Annotated in this window: 12 protein-coding genes; 4 read left to right on the top strand and 8 right to left on the bottom strand. The window is 69.6% G+C overall.

Annotated elements, in window-relative coordinates; all coding sequences use genetic code 11:
• Positions 1–214 precede the first annotated feature (214 nt).
• Positions 215–598, bottom strand: coding sequence for a VOC family protein (locus tag ADK57_RS34555; protein WP_053753649.1), 384 nt, complete (start codon positions 596–598; stop codon positions 215–217).
• Positions 599–753: 155 nt separating this feature from the next.
• Here ADK57_RS34555 and ADK57_RS34560 point away from each other — a divergent pair, with 155 nt between their 5' ends.
• The 3 genes from ADK57_RS34560 to ADK57_RS34570 all read left to right on the top strand — a co-directional run bounded on the left by ADK57_RS34560 (position 754) and on the right by ADK57_RS34570 (position 4,132).
• Positions 754–1,827: an iron-siderophore ABC transporter substrate-binding protein gene (locus ADK57_RS34560; RefSeq protein ID WP_053753650.1), complete on the top strand. Its 1,074-nt coding sequence runs from the start codon at positions 754–756 to the stop codon at positions 1,825–1,827.
• Positions 1,824–2,813: a FecCD family ABC transporter permease gene (locus tag ADK57_RS34565; RefSeq protein WP_053753613.1), complete on the top strand. Its 990-nt coding sequence runs from the start codon at positions 1,824–1,826 to the stop codon at positions 2,811–2,813. The genes ADK57_RS34560 and ADK57_RS34565 overlap by 4 nt, the downstream gene beginning before the upstream one ends.
• Positions 2,814–3,109: 296 nt before the next feature.
• Positions 3,110–4,132, top strand: coding sequence for a FecCD family ABC transporter permease (locus tag ADK57_RS34570; RefSeq protein ID WP_053753614.1), 1,023 nt, complete (start codon positions 3,110–3,112; stop codon positions 4,130–4,132).
• A gap of 42 nt (positions 4,133–4,174) precedes the next feature.
• Here the strand turns inward: ADK57_RS34570 and ADK57_RS34575 are convergent, their stop codons facing one another.
• The gene (locus ADK57_RS34575; protein WP_053753615.1) at positions 4,175–5,215 is read right to left on the bottom strand and encodes an NAD(P)-dependent alcohol dehydrogenase; all 1,041 of its coding nucleotides are present in this window, start codon (positions 5,213–5,215) and stop codon (positions 4,175–4,177) included.
• Between the two features lie 170 nt (positions 5,216–5,385).
• Between ADK57_RS34575 and ADK57_RS34580 the strand changes: the two genes are divergently transcribed.
• Positions 5,386–6,315: a helix-turn-helix transcriptional regulator gene (locus ADK57_RS34580; RefSeq protein WP_053753616.1), complete on the top strand. Its 930-nt coding sequence runs from the start codon at positions 5,386–5,388 to the stop codon at positions 6,313–6,315.
• A gap of 36 nt (positions 6,316–6,351) precedes the next feature.
• Here ADK57_RS34580 and ADK57_RS34585 read toward each other — a convergent pair whose 3' ends face one another.
• The 6 genes from ADK57_RS34585 to ADK57_RS34610 form a co-directional block, all read right to left on the bottom strand.
• Positions 6,352–6,864 (bottom strand): hypothetical protein, encoded by a 513-nt coding sequence (locus ADK57_RS34585; RefSeq protein ID WP_053753617.1) that lies wholly within the window; start codon positions 6,862–6,864, stop codon positions 6,352–6,354.
• A gap of 130 nt (positions 6,865–6,994) precedes the next feature.
• The gene (locus tag ADK57_RS34590) at positions 6,995–7,765 is read right to left on the bottom strand and encodes a group II truncated hemoglobin (RefSeq protein WP_053753618.1); all 771 of its coding nucleotides are present in this window, start codon (positions 7,763–7,765) and stop codon (positions 6,995–6,997) included.
• Between the two features lie 84 nt (positions 7,766–7,849).
• Positions 7,850–11,089 carry a S8 family peptidase gene (locus ADK57_RS34595; protein WP_234390497.1) on the bottom strand — a complete coding sequence of 1,080 codons (3,240 nt, stop codon included), beginning with the start codon at positions 11,087–11,089 and terminating at the stop codon, positions 7,850–7,852.
• 287 nt (positions 11,090–11,376) lie between these two features.
• Positions 11,377–12,060: an ABC transporter ATP-binding protein gene (locus ADK57_RS34600; protein WP_053753620.1), complete on the bottom strand. Its 684-nt coding sequence runs from the start codon at positions 12,058–12,060 to the stop codon at positions 11,377–11,379.
• A gap of 127 nt (positions 12,061–12,187) precedes the next feature.
• Positions 12,188–13,666, bottom strand: a complete 1,479-nt coding sequence (locus tag ADK57_RS34605) for an ABC transporter permease (protein ID WP_053753621.1) — start codon at positions 13,664–13,666, stop codon at positions 12,188–12,190.
• A 133-nt stretch (positions 13,667–13,799) separates the two neighbouring features.
• Entirely contained in the window at positions 13,800–15,053 is a 1,254-nt protein-coding gene (locus tag ADK57_RS34610) for a L,D-transpeptidase (protein ID WP_053753651.1), read from the bottom strand.
• Positions 15,054–15,084: the final 31 nt, after the last annotated feature.

Genomic DNA, 15,084 nt, shown 5'->3' on the forward strand with positions numbered 1-15,084 from the left:
CGGCCTCCCTGCCGACAGCCGTATTCACTATCCCGGAGCGATGACCAGGATGGCTAGCACTCCGATGGAAAACGGGACCCACTCCCGGCCTATATCCGGTCGCGGATCTTCCCTTTGTCACTCAGGGAGGAAGAAGGGGCGGAAGCGACGGCAGTTCGGTTTCTTCCGGCCGAACCGCACCTTGAGAAACGCACCGGCAGGGACCGGCCGAACATCAATCCCCGCTGCCATAGGGCCGCGTAAGAATCTCCAGGTTGTGCCCGTTCGGGTCGTCGAAGTACGTGCCCCGGCCGCCGTCGTTGTGGTTGATCTCCCCGGCACGGCGATGGTACGGATCCGCCCAGTACGTCAGGCCGGCCTCGCGGACGCGGGCGAAGATCGTGTCGAAGTCCTCCTCGGAGACGAGGAAGGCGTAGTGCTGCGGGGTGATGGAGTCGGTGGTGTCCAGGTAGTCGAGGGTCACGCCGTTCGGGATCTCGACCGGGATGAAGGGGCCGTACTGGGGCAGCACCTCCAGGCCCAGGATGTCGGCGAGGAATCGGGCCGAGGCGTGTTTGTCGTGTGCGGCGACGATGGTGTGGTTCAGGTGGACGGTCATCGTGCGGACCTCCTCGCGCCGAGTGCGGGCCTCCTCCGTACCGACCATACTCCGCGACCGGTTAAGGTAAGCCTTGCCTTAGCAAACCGGTTCATTGGTAAACGAGTGCAACGGTGCCGGAACCATCGGTGGACCACCACATCGTCGGAGTCGTCGTGCGTGCAGTAGCAGTGAAGGCCGTCCTGGCCACGGCCGTTGTCGGAGGGCTGCTCGCCGGCTGCTCGTCCTCGGACGGCGGTGACGGGAGCGCGGAGAAGGCAGCCGCGCGCAACCCCGTCATGGGCGCCTCCGAGGGGGCCACGGAGGGGCCGTCCGCCGCGCCGAGCGCGCTCGCCGACGGCATGGGTGCCGACACGGACACCGACGGGACGTTCCCGCGGACCGTGACCCACTTCCAGGGGAAGACGACCCTGAAGGCCGAGCCGAAGAAGATCGCCGTGCTGAGCACGGGTCAGCTCGACGACCTGCTGTCCCTCGGGATCGTGCCGACGGCCACCACCCGCGCCGACAACGCCGGGCTCGTACCCGACTACCTCGCCGACGCCTTCCCGAAGGACAAGTCGCAGCTCGCCGGCATGACCGACGCGGGCACCCGGCAGGCGCCCAACCTGGAGTCCCTCGCGGCGGCCAAGCCGGACCTGATCCTCGCCAACGACTCGCTCGGCGACCTCTACCCCAAGCTGTCGAAGATCGCGCCCACCGTGATCACCGCCGGCAACGGCATCAACTGGAAGCGCGACCTGCTCCTCGTCGGCGAGGCCGTCGGCAAGGGCGAGGCGGCCCGGGACATGCTGGACGACATCACGTCCGACGCCGCCGACAAGGGTGCGGACCTCGGCGGTCCCACCGTCTCCATGGTGCGGTTCACCCCGGACCGCACCCGTATGTTCGGCGTCTCCTCCTTCACCGGGTCCATCGCCGTCGACATGGGGCTGTCGCGGCCCAAGTCGCAGCAGTTCAAGGCGATTTCCGAGGACATCGGCCCGGAGAGCATCGACACCGCCGACGGTGACTGGATCTTCTACTCCGTCCAGGGCGACGCGTCCGAGACCGACGCCGCTGGGGGTACCCCCTCTGGGGGAGTGCTGGCCGGGCCGCTGTGGAAGTCGATGAAGGCGGTCGAGGCGGGGCAGGCCGTGAAGGTCGACGACGACCCCTGGTACCTCAACGCCGGTCCGACCGCCGCGCGTCTGGTGATACGACAGCTCGCCGAGCACATCGGCAAGTGAGCCCGAAACGCCTGGCCTGGCCGGCGGCCGTCCTCGCGGTGGCCGCCGTCGGCATGCTCAGCCTCGCCGTCGGCACCCGTGCGGTACCGCTGCCGGCCGTGTTCGACGCCCTGCTGCACGGCGGGGGCTCGCCGGACGCCCTGGTCGTACGGTCGCTTCGGGTGCCGCGGACCGAGGTCGGACTGACTGCGGGTGCCGCGCTCGGCGTCGCGGGCGCCGCGCTCCAGGCCGTCACCCGCAATCCGCTCGCCGATCCCGGCATCCTCGGGCTGAGCCAGGGCGCCGCGGCCGGGGTCGTCCTCGCCATCGGGTTCGGGCTGGCGAACGGCTTCGGGGGGTACGTCTGGTACGCCTTCGCCGGTGCCGTCGTCGCCGCGTGTCTGGTGTACGCGATCGCCGCGCGGGGGCGGGACGGGGCGTCGCCGGTGAAGCTGGCGCTGGCGGGTACGGCGTTGTCCGCGATGACCGCCGGGGCCACGACCGTCGTCCTGACCTCCAGCTCCGCCACGCTCGACCAGTTCCGGTTCTGGCAGGTGGGCGCGCTGAGCGGGCGGGACGCGGACACCGTCGTACGCATGCTGCCGTTCCTGGCGGCCGGGGCGCTGCTCGTGCTGGCCTGTGCGCGCGGGCTGGACGCGCTGGCGCTGGGGGACGAGACGGCGCGGGCGCTGGGGCACCGGGTTCAGCTGGTGCGGGGGGCGGCGGCGCTGGGGGCGACCCTGCTGACCGCTGCCGCGGTCGCCGCCGCCGGTCCGATCGCCTTCGTCGGCCTCGCCGTGCCTCACCTGGCCCGACGGCTGGTGTCCGGGGGGCATCGTGCGGTGCTGCCGCTGTCCGCGCTGCTCGGGGCGGTGTTGCTGCTGGGCGCGGATGTGGCGGGGCGGGTGGTACGGGCTCCTGCGGAGGTGCCGGCCGGGGTGATGACCGCGTTGGTGGGGGTGCCGGTGCTGGTGGTGCTGGTACGGCGTAAGGGAGCCGTCGCGTGAAGGGCGCCCGGCGCTGGTGCCGGCGGGTGGGTGGCGCAGCCCGGCGCCACGGGGTGCCGCCCGCGCCCACCCGTGCCGCCCCAGGCGGCACGCATGCCCGCGGGATGGCGGGGTCGGCCACGCGCGGGACGGCGGGCACAACCACCCATGGGATGGCGGGGACAACCACCCACGGGACGGCCGGGTCCGCCACCCACGGGACGGCGGGGTCCGCCACCCACGGGACGGCGGGGTCCGCCACCCGCGGGACGGCGAACACGACCACTCACAGGACAACGCCCACGACCACCCCCGGAATGACGATCCTCCGCCCCCGCCCCCGCGTCTCCCTCCTCCTCCACCGCCGCTCCGCAGCAGCCGCCGTGATCCTCCTCGTGCTCCTCGTCGGCGTCATGCTCGCCTCGGCCTGTCTCGGGCAGACGTACGTCTCCCCTGCCGAGGTCTGGCGCACCCTGCGCACCGGATCCGGGCCGTACGACCTGGTCGTCGGGGAGTTGCGGGTGCCGCGGATCGTGCTGGGGGCGCTCGTGGGGGCGGCGCTCGGGGTCTCCGGGGCGCTCGTGCAGAGCGTGACCCGCAACCCCCTCGCCAGCCCGGACGTGATCGGCGTCGGGCACGGCGCCGCGGCCGCGACCGTGCTCGCCCTGGCGACCGGGACCGTCAGCTCACCCGGCGCGATGCCCGCCGTCTCCGTCGCCGGCGGGCTCGGCGCCGCCGCCCTCGTCTACGTACTGGCGTGGCGGCGCGGCATGCAGCCGAGCCGGTTCGTGCTCACCGGTGTCGGCATCGGGGTCGCGCTGTCCGCGATCGTCCAGCTGTATCTCACCGACAGCGAGCTGGAGGCCGCCGAGCAGATCAAACTGTGGCTGACCGGCAGCCTCAACGGGCGCGGCTGGGAGCAGGCGGGGCCCCTGGCCGTCGTACTGCTGCTGTGTCTGCCCGCGCTGGTGTGGGCGAGCCGGGCAGTACGGCCGCTCGGGCTCGACCCGGACACGGCGGCCGCACTCGGTGTACGGGTGGACCGGGCCCGCCTCGGCCTCACCGTGCTGGGGGTCGTGCTCGCCGCCACGGCGACCGGCGCCGCGGGACCGATCGGCTTCGTCGCCCTGACCGCACCCCAGCTGGCCCGCCGGATCACCCGGACGCCCCAACTGCCTCTGGTGTGCTCGGCGTTGACCGGCGCGTTCGTGCTGGTCGTCGCCGACCTCGCGGCCCGCACCCTGCTGCCCCCGCTGGAGATCCCGGTCGGCGCGCTCACGTCCCTGGTCGGCGGGCCGTATCTGCTGTGGCTGCTGGGCCGTCGTACGGCGGCACGATGAAGGGCCCCGGAACACCCGGGGCCCTCGCTCGTACGGCGAGACTCAGATCGTCGCCGTGTCGATCACGAACCGGTACCGGACATCGCTGCTCAGCACCCGCTCGTACGCCTCGTTGATCTCGGAGGCGCCGATCAGCTCTATCTCCGCGCCGATGCCGTGCTCCGCGCAGAAGTCCAGCATCTCCTGGGTCTCCTGGATGCCGCCGATGCCGGATCCGGCGAGGGTCTTGCGGCCGGCGATCACCGAGAAGAGGTTGAGGGAGATGGGCTCCTCGGGGGCGCCGACGTTCACCAGCGCGCCGTCCGTCTTCAGCAGCGAGAGGAACGCGCCGAAGTCGAGCGGGGCGGAGACCGTCGAGATGATCAGGTCGAAGGTGCCGGCCAGCTCCTCGAAGGTCTTCGGGTCGCTGGTGGCGTAGTAGTGGTCGGCGCCCAGCTTCAGGCCGTCGTCCTTCTTGCGCAGGGACTGCGAGAGGACCGTGACCTCGGCGCCGAGCGCGTGCGCGATCTTGACGCCCATGTGACCGAGGCCGCCCATGCCGACGACGGCGACCTTCTTGCCCGGGCCCGCGTTCCAGTGCTGCAGAGGCGAATACGTGGTGATGCCGGCGCACAGCAGCGGCGCCGCCACGTCCAGGGACAGGCCGTCGGGGATGCGGACGACGAAGTTCTCGTCGACGACGATCTTCTCCGAGTAGCCGCCGTAGGTGGGCTCGCCGTCCTTGCCGAGCGCGTTGTACGTGCCGACGCTGCCGCCGGTGCAGTACTGCTCCAGCCCGGCCTTGCAGTTGTCGCACTCACGGCAGGAGTCGACCAGGCAGCCCACGCCCACGCGGTCGCCGACCTTGTACTTGGTGACACCGGGGCCGACCTCGGAGACGACGCCCGCGATCTCGTGGCCCGGGACCATCGGGAAGATCGCTTCGCCCCAGCCCTCGCGGACCTGGTGGATGTCGGAGTGACAGATGCCGGCGAACTTGATGTCGATCAGCACATCGAACTCGCGGACCGCTCGGCGCTCGATGGTGGTGCGCTCCAGCGGAGCCTTGGCGGCGGGTGCGGCGTATGCAGCAACAGTGGTCATGCCGGGGTTCTCCTAGCAGTGGTGTCGCGCCCGGCTGCCTTCCGGCTGGGCACGGAGATCAGCCTGCCCGACCGATCGGCGTTCACCCAGACCACGGCTCTGCCTACGTCCACCGGTCCTACCACTGGCGGGGTCAGGTTGGTGTGCGTACGACCGTGAATACTGGAGGCATGGACGAACAGCCCGAACCCGCACAGGACCCCTCCCCCGAGACCGGCGGGTCCCTGGACCGGCGCGCCGAGCTCAGCGAGTTCCTGCGCACCCGGCGGGCCCGGCTGAAGCCGGAGGACGTGGGGCTGCCGGACTTCGGGCGGCACCGCCGGGTGCCGGGGCTGCGCCGGGAGGAGCTGGCCCAGCTGGCCGGGGTGTCCGCGGCGTACTACACACGCCTGGAGCAGGGCAACGGGCGGAACGTGTCGGCGGAGGTCCTCGACGCCATCGCCCGCGCGCTCAGGCTGTCCGACGCCGAGCACGCCCACCTCACGCATCTGGCGAAGCCCAAGCAGCACAAGAAGAAGCAGGGCGTGCGCACCCAGCAGGTGCGGGGCGCGCTGCGGCAGCTGCTGGACACCATGGACGGCATTCCCGCGTACGTCGTGGGCCGGCGCTCCGACATCCTCGTCTGGAACCGGATGGCCGCGGCGGTCTTCGGCGACTGGTCGCAGCTGCCGCCGCAGGAGCGGAACTGGGCGCGGATGACGTTCCTGAAGCCGGAGTACCGCGAGCTGTTCGTCGAGTGGGAGCAGAAGGCGACCGACATCGTCAGCTATCTGCGCCTGGACGCGGGCTGTCACCCGGACGACCCGCGGCTGTCCGCGCTGGTGGGCGAACTCTCCGTGAAGAGCGAGGAGTTCAGGCGGCTGTGGGCCACCCACGACGTCAAGGAGAAGAGCTACGGCGTCAAGCGGATGCAGCATCCGCTCGTCGGCCACCTCGAGCTCTCCTTCGAGACGTTCCGGCTGATCGACGACCAGGAGCAGACCCTGATCACCTACCACGCCGAACCGGGCTCCCCGTCGGCCGAAGCCCTGCGCCTGCTGGCGAGCTGGGGCACGGACGCGACGCGCTCGGGCACGCAGTCGACGACGCCCCAGGCCTGACACGGCGGTTCAGCGGCCATGGACGTCGTACCGTGTTCAGTTCCGCACACCCAGATCCTCCCGCATCACCCGCCGCATCGCGCTCAGCCGGGGCTCGGCCGCCTTCAGGTCGAGCAGCGCCTGCTGTGCGCTCTCACCCTCCCGGGCCCGGCCCCGGTCGAGGCGCTTGGCGACGGCGTCGATGTCGGCGAGCACCTCGTTGACGGACCGTGAGGCTTCCATGATCCGCTCCGGCACCACCATCTGCGCCTCGGCGTACCGGTCGCGGTAGTCGCGGCGGGCCTCCTCCAGCTGCTCGCGCTCCTGGTCGCCGTAGACGTCGTCGCGCAGCCGGTGCAGGGCGTCCTTCAGCAGGGTGTGGAACTGCCGCGAGGCCCTGTTCATCGCGGTGTATGCGTCCCGCCGCTCCTCGAACGCCCGCTTCTTCTCCTCGAGTTCGATCTCCTCGGCGCGCTGCCGTTTGGTGAGCCGGTGACTGAGGACGGGCGCGAAGAGGGTTCCGAGGACACCGACGACAGCGGTGATCGTGGTGGCGAGGGCGTCGGTCATGGAGCGGATCCTATGCACCGGCCGACACCGCGCAGGGTGGCGGCCGCCCCCGCTACGGCCACCGACCCTGGCCGGGACCTCGGCGGCGAACGAGGACGAGCACGTCCTGTGCTGCGTCAGGGTGGCCGCGTCAGCCCTGGTACGGCGGTGCCGCCCCCCACGTCCACTTCGGCACCGGCTGCTCCGCCGGCGGCTTCGCGTCCGGACCGGAGAAGTACACGGCCAGTCGCGTGCCCCACTCCACGTAGGCGAGGAACGCGGAGCGGAACTCGGCGTCCGTCGGCAGGCCCGCCTCGTCCGCCGCGTCCTGGATCAGATTCACCCAGCGTCGGCGCTGCGGCTCGGTGATCCCGCGTCCCATGTGCTTGGCGACCATGTGCCCGTGCCCGCCCTGCGTCTCGGAGTAGTCGGACGGGCCGCCGAACACCTCGGCGAGCCAGAGCGCGACATGGGAAGCGTGCTCGGGAGCCAGTCCCGCGAACACCTCGGCCAGCAACTCGTCCGCGAGGACCTTCTCGTAGAACACCGTCGTCAGCCGCTCGAAGGCCTCCACGCCGCCCGCCCACTCGTACAGCGTCGGGACGGCGGAACCCGTGCCGCGGACCGTGGTCGGCTTGTAGTGGCGCATCTCCTGGATGCTGGGGATGTACGGCCGGATCTCGGCGAGGAAGTCGGGGAAGAGCTCCGACTTGCGGAAGCCTTCCAGGTGGTCCTCGGTCGAGGTCCAGGTGATGCGCAGGATGTAGTGCTCGAAGTCCTCCTCGCAGCGCGCCAGCTCGAAGTCGACGCACTGCGGTGCCGCGGCCAGCAGGGCGGCGGCCTTGGTGTAGGCGGACAGGAACTCCGCCGACCGCTCTTCGGGGATGTGGTACCGGATGTACTCGACCGTCTGAGTCGTCATGCGCCCACAGAAGCACGAGAGGCCCGCCGGAGGCTGTGCCTCCGGCGGGCCTTTCGCTCAGGGCCTACTCACCCGTCGTACGGCTCACTTGCCGTAGTACGCGTTGTAGATCGAGATCGTCGACTTGTTGCCCTTCTTGTCGGCGATCTTGGCGTGGAAGGAGATGGCCTTCCCCTTCGCCGGGTTCTTCACGGTGATCTTGCCGTCCTTGACGGTGACCTTCTTCCAGGTCTGGCCGTAGTCGTACGACACGTACACCGACAGCGACTTCAGGTTGGAGCCCTTGGCCGCGCCCTCGACGGTGACCGGAACCGACACCGTCTTGCCCGCCTCGACCTTGCTGTCCAGGCCGGTCTGGGCCTTGAAGCGGACCGTGGAGGCCGGGAGCGTGGCCGTGTTGTCGCCGGCCGGCTTCTTCGAGCGGAAGGTCCAGCTCGCGTCGATCCGGGTGGAGGCGGCCGCGACCTTGACGCTCCGCTTGACCGAGGTGGTCAGCTTGTACTCGGCGTCACCGGCCGGGACCTTGAAGGATCCCTCGCCGAACAGCGGGTCGGCGTTGGTGCCGACCTTGGTGCCGTTGCGGTACAGCGAGGTGGCGACCGAGGTGAAGTCCGAGGAACCGGCGTGTCCGGCCCCGTCGGCGAACAGCGGCAGCAGCCCGTAGATGTTGTTGCCCTCGCGGAAGAGCCCGTAGTCCGCGTTCAGATGCGGGCCGAAGACCGCCGTGTTGAAGGTCTTCGTGTACTTCTGGCCCGCCTTGAAGGTCTGCGGGGCGCCGAGCGTGTAGTACGCGTCGACGACCGGGAAGCCGTCCGCGTCCTTGCCGCTGTACTGCTCGAGATCGAAGGTCCACTGGATCTTGTCGGCCGTCGAGAGGTACATCGTGCGCGTACCCGGCAGCTTCTGCTCCACCGGGAAGCCGAGGACCGTGTCCTCCGGGAAGAAGCCCCAGGTGACCAGCCCGCCGGACTTGCCTGCGGCGGCGGCACCGAGGTTGTTCTTCACCGTGGCGAGTTCGCTCGCCTTGAAGTGGCGGACCTTGTCGCCCTGGATCTTCTTGACCTTGGCGGTGGTGGCCACGTCGTACTCGGCGTTCGCCCCCTTGGTCCACTGACCGTTCCAGGTCTGTGTGAGACCGGTGGCGGCCTCCGGGCCCAGGTGGGCCATCCGCAGGTCGGCGAAGCTCTCGAGGCCGAAGCCGATGCCGATGCCCGCCGGCTCGTAGAAGTAGTTGCTCATCGCGGCCGTCTGCTTGGCCTGCGCGTCCGGCACCGTGATGTCGGCCGACTTGGTCTTGCGGGCGTCGATCGTCACCGAGGTGTCCTTGGTGACGCTCAGCTTCGGCTGGACCAGCCAGTCGAGGCCGCCCTCCAGGTTCACGAAGTCCTTCATGACCCAGGCGTCCAGCAGGTAGGTGCCCTTGGGCAGCCGCATGGTCGTGGAGCCGGAGGCGACCGTCGGGACCTGGTAGGCCCGGCCGTTGCCCAGGCCCGCGTAGCCGAGGAGCACGGTGTTGTAGCCGTCCGTCGGCTGACCGTCCCGGCCGATGTGCTTGACGGTGACGTCGTACGACTGCACCTCACGGTTGACCGCCGCGGCCGTACGGACGCTCTGGCCGCCACCGGTCGCCGTCACGTACGCGGAGTACGCGCCGTCGAGCGTGCCGCCCAGCTTGGTGTTGACGGTGACGTCCACGGACGCCTTGCCGCCCGCGGGGACGGTCACCTTGGTCGCGCCGAGCTTGAAGAAGCCCGCGGGAGCCGCCTGGCCCTTGGGGTCGGTGGCGGTCGCGGACAGGGTGAGCGTGACGTCCTTGGTGCCGAGGTTGCGGTACGTCAGCGGCTTGGTGGCCGGCTTGTCGTCGGTGTGCGGCCACTGCTGCGTGCCGAAGCTCACCGACACCGGGTCGGCGATCACCGTCTGCTTGATGGCCTTGTCGACCTGGATCCGGCCCGAACCCTGCTGGAACGGGGTGTACTTGCCGCCCTTGGTAGAGGCGGTCAGCGCACCCTTCAGCTCGGCGTACGTCCAGTCCGGGTGCTGCTGCTTGAGGATCGCGGCGGCACCGGCCACGTGCGGGGTCGCCATCGACGTACCGGAGATGGTCAGGTAGCCGGCCGGCTTCTCGCCGACCTCCTGCTCGATGAGGCTGCCCTTGGCGGACGCGGCCGTGATGTCCACGCCGGGCGCGGTGACGTCCGGCTTGATCGCGCCGTCGCCGAGCCGCGGGCCGGTCGAGGAGAACTCGGCGAGCTTGTCCGTGTCGTCGACGGCGCCGACGGTGAGCGCGGAGTCCGCGCTGCCCGGCGAACCGACCGACTCCGGGCCGGAGTTGCCCGCCGCGATCGCGAAGAGGATGCCCTTCTCGGCGGAGAGTTTGTCGACCGCCGCCTCCAGCGGGTCCACCTCGGGCGTGTCCATGCCGCCGAGGCTGAGGTTGACGACCTGGGCGCCCTGAGCGGCCGCCCACTCCATGCCGGCCAGGATGCCGGAGTCGTCGCCGGAGCCGGTGTCGTCGAGGACCTTGCCGGCGAGGATCGACGCGCCGGGCGCCACACCCTTGTACTTGCCGCCGGACTTGGCGCCGGTGCCCGCCGCGATGGACGCGACGTGCGTGCCGTGGCCGACGTGGTCCTTGTCGTCGGTGGACGTCGAGAAGTTCTTGGCCGCGATGACCTGGTTCTTCAGGTCCGGGTGGGTCGCGTCGACACCCGTGTCCAGGACGGCGATCTTGACGCCCTTGCCGTTGTAGCCGGCGGCCCACGCCTTGGGGGCGCCGATCTGCGGCACGGACTTGTCGAGGGTGGCCTTGCGGACGCCGTCGAGCCAGACGTGCGCGATGCCGGAGGCCGTCTTGTCGCCGTTGGTGACCGCGTCCCACAGCTCCGGCGCGTCCTGGTGCGGGGTCTGTACCGCGTCGGCGTTCAGGGAGTTCAGGGTCCGGCGCAGGGTGCCCGCGTCACGGACGTCGGCCTTGGTGGCGGCGGCGGCTCCCTTGTAGCCGACGATGACCTTCAGGCCGTTCTTCTGGGAGGTGCGGGTCGCCGCCTTGTTGAGCTCGGTGATGTCGAAGAGGCGCTGGTCGAGCTTGCCGGTGGCGACCAGGCGGGCCGCGTCGGCCGGGATCACGAGCGTGTGTCCGTCGACCTTGCGGATCTGGACGGGTATGCGCTCGCGTCCCTTTGCCCGCTCCAGGCCGACCACGCGGCCCTTGGAGTCGACGGAGACGCGGTCACCCGTGATCAGGGTGATGCGGTGGTTCGACGTGAGCTGGGCAGCGCCGGTCGCACGCTGCTCGGGCTTCGCCGACGCCGGGCTGGTCATGCCCGCCGCCAGGGCCACGGCGGCTGCCGTGGCTATCGTGGCCGCGCATGCTCTTTTCACTTGTCTGCGCAAGTTTCCCCCTTGCAGAAGTACCAGGTGAATTCCCCGTTCACCCGGCCGGGGGCGGTCTCGCACGCACACCCGTGCACCCCCCGGAACTCGCAGTATGCCGGGGGGTGATCAGACACCTCAATAGACAGGCGCCGCACAGGAAGGGTCTGTTACACGATCGCCGGGTAAGCGAATATCCCCGGCCATTTCCGAATCCCGTCGTCGCGAGTTCGCCGCTATGACGCGGCGTTCTCCTTCACCGTGATCTTCCCCTTGCGGATCGTCGCCAGACGCGGGGCCTTCTTCGCGATCGCGGAGTCGTGGGTGACCATGATGAAGGTCAGCCCGAGCTCCTTCCACATCGTCTCGAGTACGTCCATGATCTCGTCGCGCATCGACTCGTCGAGGTTTCCGGTGGGTTCGTCGGCCAGCAGCACCTTCGGCTGCTTGACCAGCGCACGGGCGATGGCGACGCGCTGCTGCTGGCCGCCGGACATCTCGCCCGGCAGATGCCCGAGCCGTTCGCCGAGCCCGACCGACTTCAGCGCCTCGGCGGCCCGTTCGCGCCGCTCCTTTCCCTTCACGCCGAGCGGAACGAGGGCGGTCTCGACGTTCTCCTGGGCGGTGAGCGTCGGGATCAGGTTGAAGCTCTGGAAGACGAAGCCGATGTTCTCGCTGCGCACCTTGGTGAGCCGGGCCTCGGACAGCTTCGCCATGTCCGTGCCGTCGAGGACGACTTCACCGGACGTGGGCCGGTCGAGGCCGCCGAGCATCTGGAGCAGCGTGGACTTGCCGCCGCCGGTGGGGCCCTGGATGACCAGGCGGTCACCGTCGGCGATCGTGAGGTCCACGCCGTCGAGGGCATCGACGGTTTCCTTGCCGCGTGTATAGCGCTTGGTGACACTTCTGAGTTCGTACATGGTGGGTGACTCCTGGGGGTTCGGGGGTGATGTGGGTCGATGTTCGGCTGCCGGCGCCTGGGGCTGGTCGCGCAGTTCCCCGCGCCCCCGAGTGGGGCAAGTCCCGCCGGTTGCAACCGAACCGTGGTTATTCGACGCGCCTCAACGCGTCCGCCGGGCGCAGGCGAGACGCCCGCCAGCCACCGAACGCACCGGCAATCAGCCCACCCGCCACGGCAAGCCCCACCGCGACACCGATGGTCGTCAGACTGACCGGCGCGGTGAGCGCGACGTCGAGGGTCTTGGCCGCGGCCTGCCGGCCACCGCCGAAGCCGCCGCCCCCGCCCGGACCGCCCCCGAAACCGCCGCCACCGCCCGTGCCGCCGCCCAACTGCGCCTGCAGCGTCGGGCTGATGGCCGTGACGACGTACGCACCCGCCAGACCCAGCGCGATCCCCAGCGCACCGCCGACCAGGCCGTTGACCATCGCCTCACCGACGACCTGCCGGGTCACCCGCCCCGACTTCCAGCCCAGCGCCTTCAGCGTGCCGAACTCGCGCACCCGGCGGGACACCGCCGAGGAGGTCAGCAGACCGGCGACCAGGAACGCGGCGATGAGCACCGCGATCGACAGCCACCTGCCGACGCTGGTGGCGAGGGAGGAGGCCGTGGAGAGGGAGCCGGACACCGTGTCCGCGAGATCGGCGGAGGTCGTCACCGTCGTACCCGAGATGTTCTTCTGGATGGCCGACTTGACGCTGTCGATCTTCTGGGAGTCGGTCGCCTGGACGTAGATCGTGGTGACCTTGTTCTTCGAGTCGCTGAGCGTCTGCGCCTGCGTCAGCGGGATGTAGACGTTGGCCGCCGCGTCACCGCTGTCGGCCGTGGCGATGCCGATCACCTTGTACTTGACGCTCTTGATGGTGACCGTGCTGCCGACCTTGAGCTTCTTCTCCTTGGCGTACGCCGAGTCGACGACGGCCACCTTGGCATCGGTCTCGGACGACTTGAACGTACGACCGCTGGTGATCTTCGAGGAGGTCAGCGGGCCGAGGGCCGGCTCGGTGACGTCGGTGCCGTAGACGGAGTAGTTGTTGACGTCGAAGTTGGCGCCGCCGCCCTGCACTTCGCCCTGCGGCTGGCCGGTGCCGCCGCCCTGTCCGCCGGGGGCGCCGCCCTGCTGGTTGCCGCCCTCGCCGTTCTGCTGGAACTGGCCGCGGGTGAACTCGCCGCTGACCTTGATGACTTGCAGGCTGAGGCCGCCCACCGCGCCCGAGACGCCGGTCTGCTTGCCGACCTTGGTGACGGTCGCGGTGGAGAGGGTCTGGAAGCCCTGCACCATGACGCGGTCGGTGCTCTGCTCCGCGCCGGAGTCGTCGTCCTGCGCGTCGAACTGGAAGCGCGGGCGGTCGGAGGCACTGGCCTGCGGCTGGGCCGCCTTGGTGACCGTCATGTCCGTACCGAGGCCGTAGAGGGACTGGAGGACCTTGTCCTGGGCCCTGCCCATGCCGGAGGACACGGAATTGACCACGATGACCAGCGCGATGCCCAGCGCGAGCCCGGAGGCGACGACGAGGGCCGCTTTTCTGCGGCGGCGCAGCTCGCGCCTCAGGTAGGTGAAGAACATGGCCGCAAGGTAGGTACGGCGTGTGATGAAGGGATAAGGCTGAAATAAGAGAAGCATGAGAAGGCTGTGATTGGCCCCGGAAACACCGATGCCGCCCCTGGGGGCGGCATCGGAAAGCTGTGAACCCGGTCGGTCAGACCGCCGAACCGGCCTTCCAGTCGGCCCAGCTCATGTTCCAGCCGTTCAGACCGTTGTCCGGCGAGACCGTCTTGTCGCCGGTGTTCTGGACGACCACCACGTCACCGATGATCGAGCTGTTGTAGAACCAGGCACCCGGCGTGTTCGGGTCGTTGGCGCCCTTGGTGTCCGACAGGCCCACACAGCCGTGGCTGGTGTTCACGCTGCCGAAGATGGACTTGGCGCCCCAGTAGTTGCCGTGCACGAAGGTGCCGGAGGTGGTCAGACGCATGGCGTGCGGTACGTCCTTGATGTCGTACTCGCCCTTGCCGTCGTCGTCGGTGAAGCCGACCGTCGCGCCGTTCATCCGGGTCTCCTTGAACTTCTCGGAGATCACCATCCGGCCCTCGTACGTCTTGTTGTCGGGCGCACCCGCGGAGATCGGGATGGTCTTGACGGTCTTGCCGTCCTGCGTGACCTTCATCTGCTTGGTCTTGGCGTCGACGTACGTGACCTGGTTGCGGCCGATCTTGAAGGTGACCGTCTTCTGCTGGACGCCGTAGACACCGGAGGCACCCTCGACACCGTCGAGCGCGAGCTTCAGCGTGACGGTGGAGTTCTCCTGCCAGTAGTCATCGGGCCGGCAGTCCATGCGGTTGGCGTTGAACCAGTGGCAGACGACTTCCTGGCCGCTGGTGGAGGAGACGGTGATGCCCTTCTGGACGGCCGCCTTGTTGGTGATCGCCTTGTCGAAGTTGATCGACACCGGCATGCCGACGCCGACGGTGGTGCCGTCGTCCGGCGTGAAGGTGCCGATGAAGCTGTTGGTCGGCGAGACCGTGGTGAACGAGGCGTTCTCGTGGGCGACGCGGCCGTCGGAGTCCTTGGCCTCCGCGGTCAGCTTGTAGGTGGTGGACCGCTCCAGCTGGCCGCTGGGCTTCCAGCTCAGCTTGTCCGCGGATATCTCACCCTTGACCGCGGTGCCGTCGGCGGTCGTCATCGACACGTCCGTGAGCGTGCCCTTGCTCACGGTGACGGCTGCGGAGTTGTTGATGGAGGCGTTGTCCGAGCCGTCCTTCGGCGTGATCTTGATCTGCGCCTCGGAGGTCTTCTTGGCGGCTGCCTCGTCGACCTTGGACTGCGAGCTGTCGTTGCCCCCGTCGCTCCCGGAGGCATCGTCGTCGCCTCCGGAACACGCCGAGAGCACCAGCACACCGCCGAGCAGTGCGGACGCGACCGTCAGGCCCTTGCGCCGCCTACTGTTGGTCATCACACGCTTCTCCATCGCTGCCGAATCCCCA

The organism is Streptomyces sp. MMG1533 (assembly GCF_001279775.1).
Classification (GTDB): domain Bacteria; phylum Actinomycetota; class Actinomycetes; order Streptomycetales; family Streptomycetaceae; genus Streptomyces.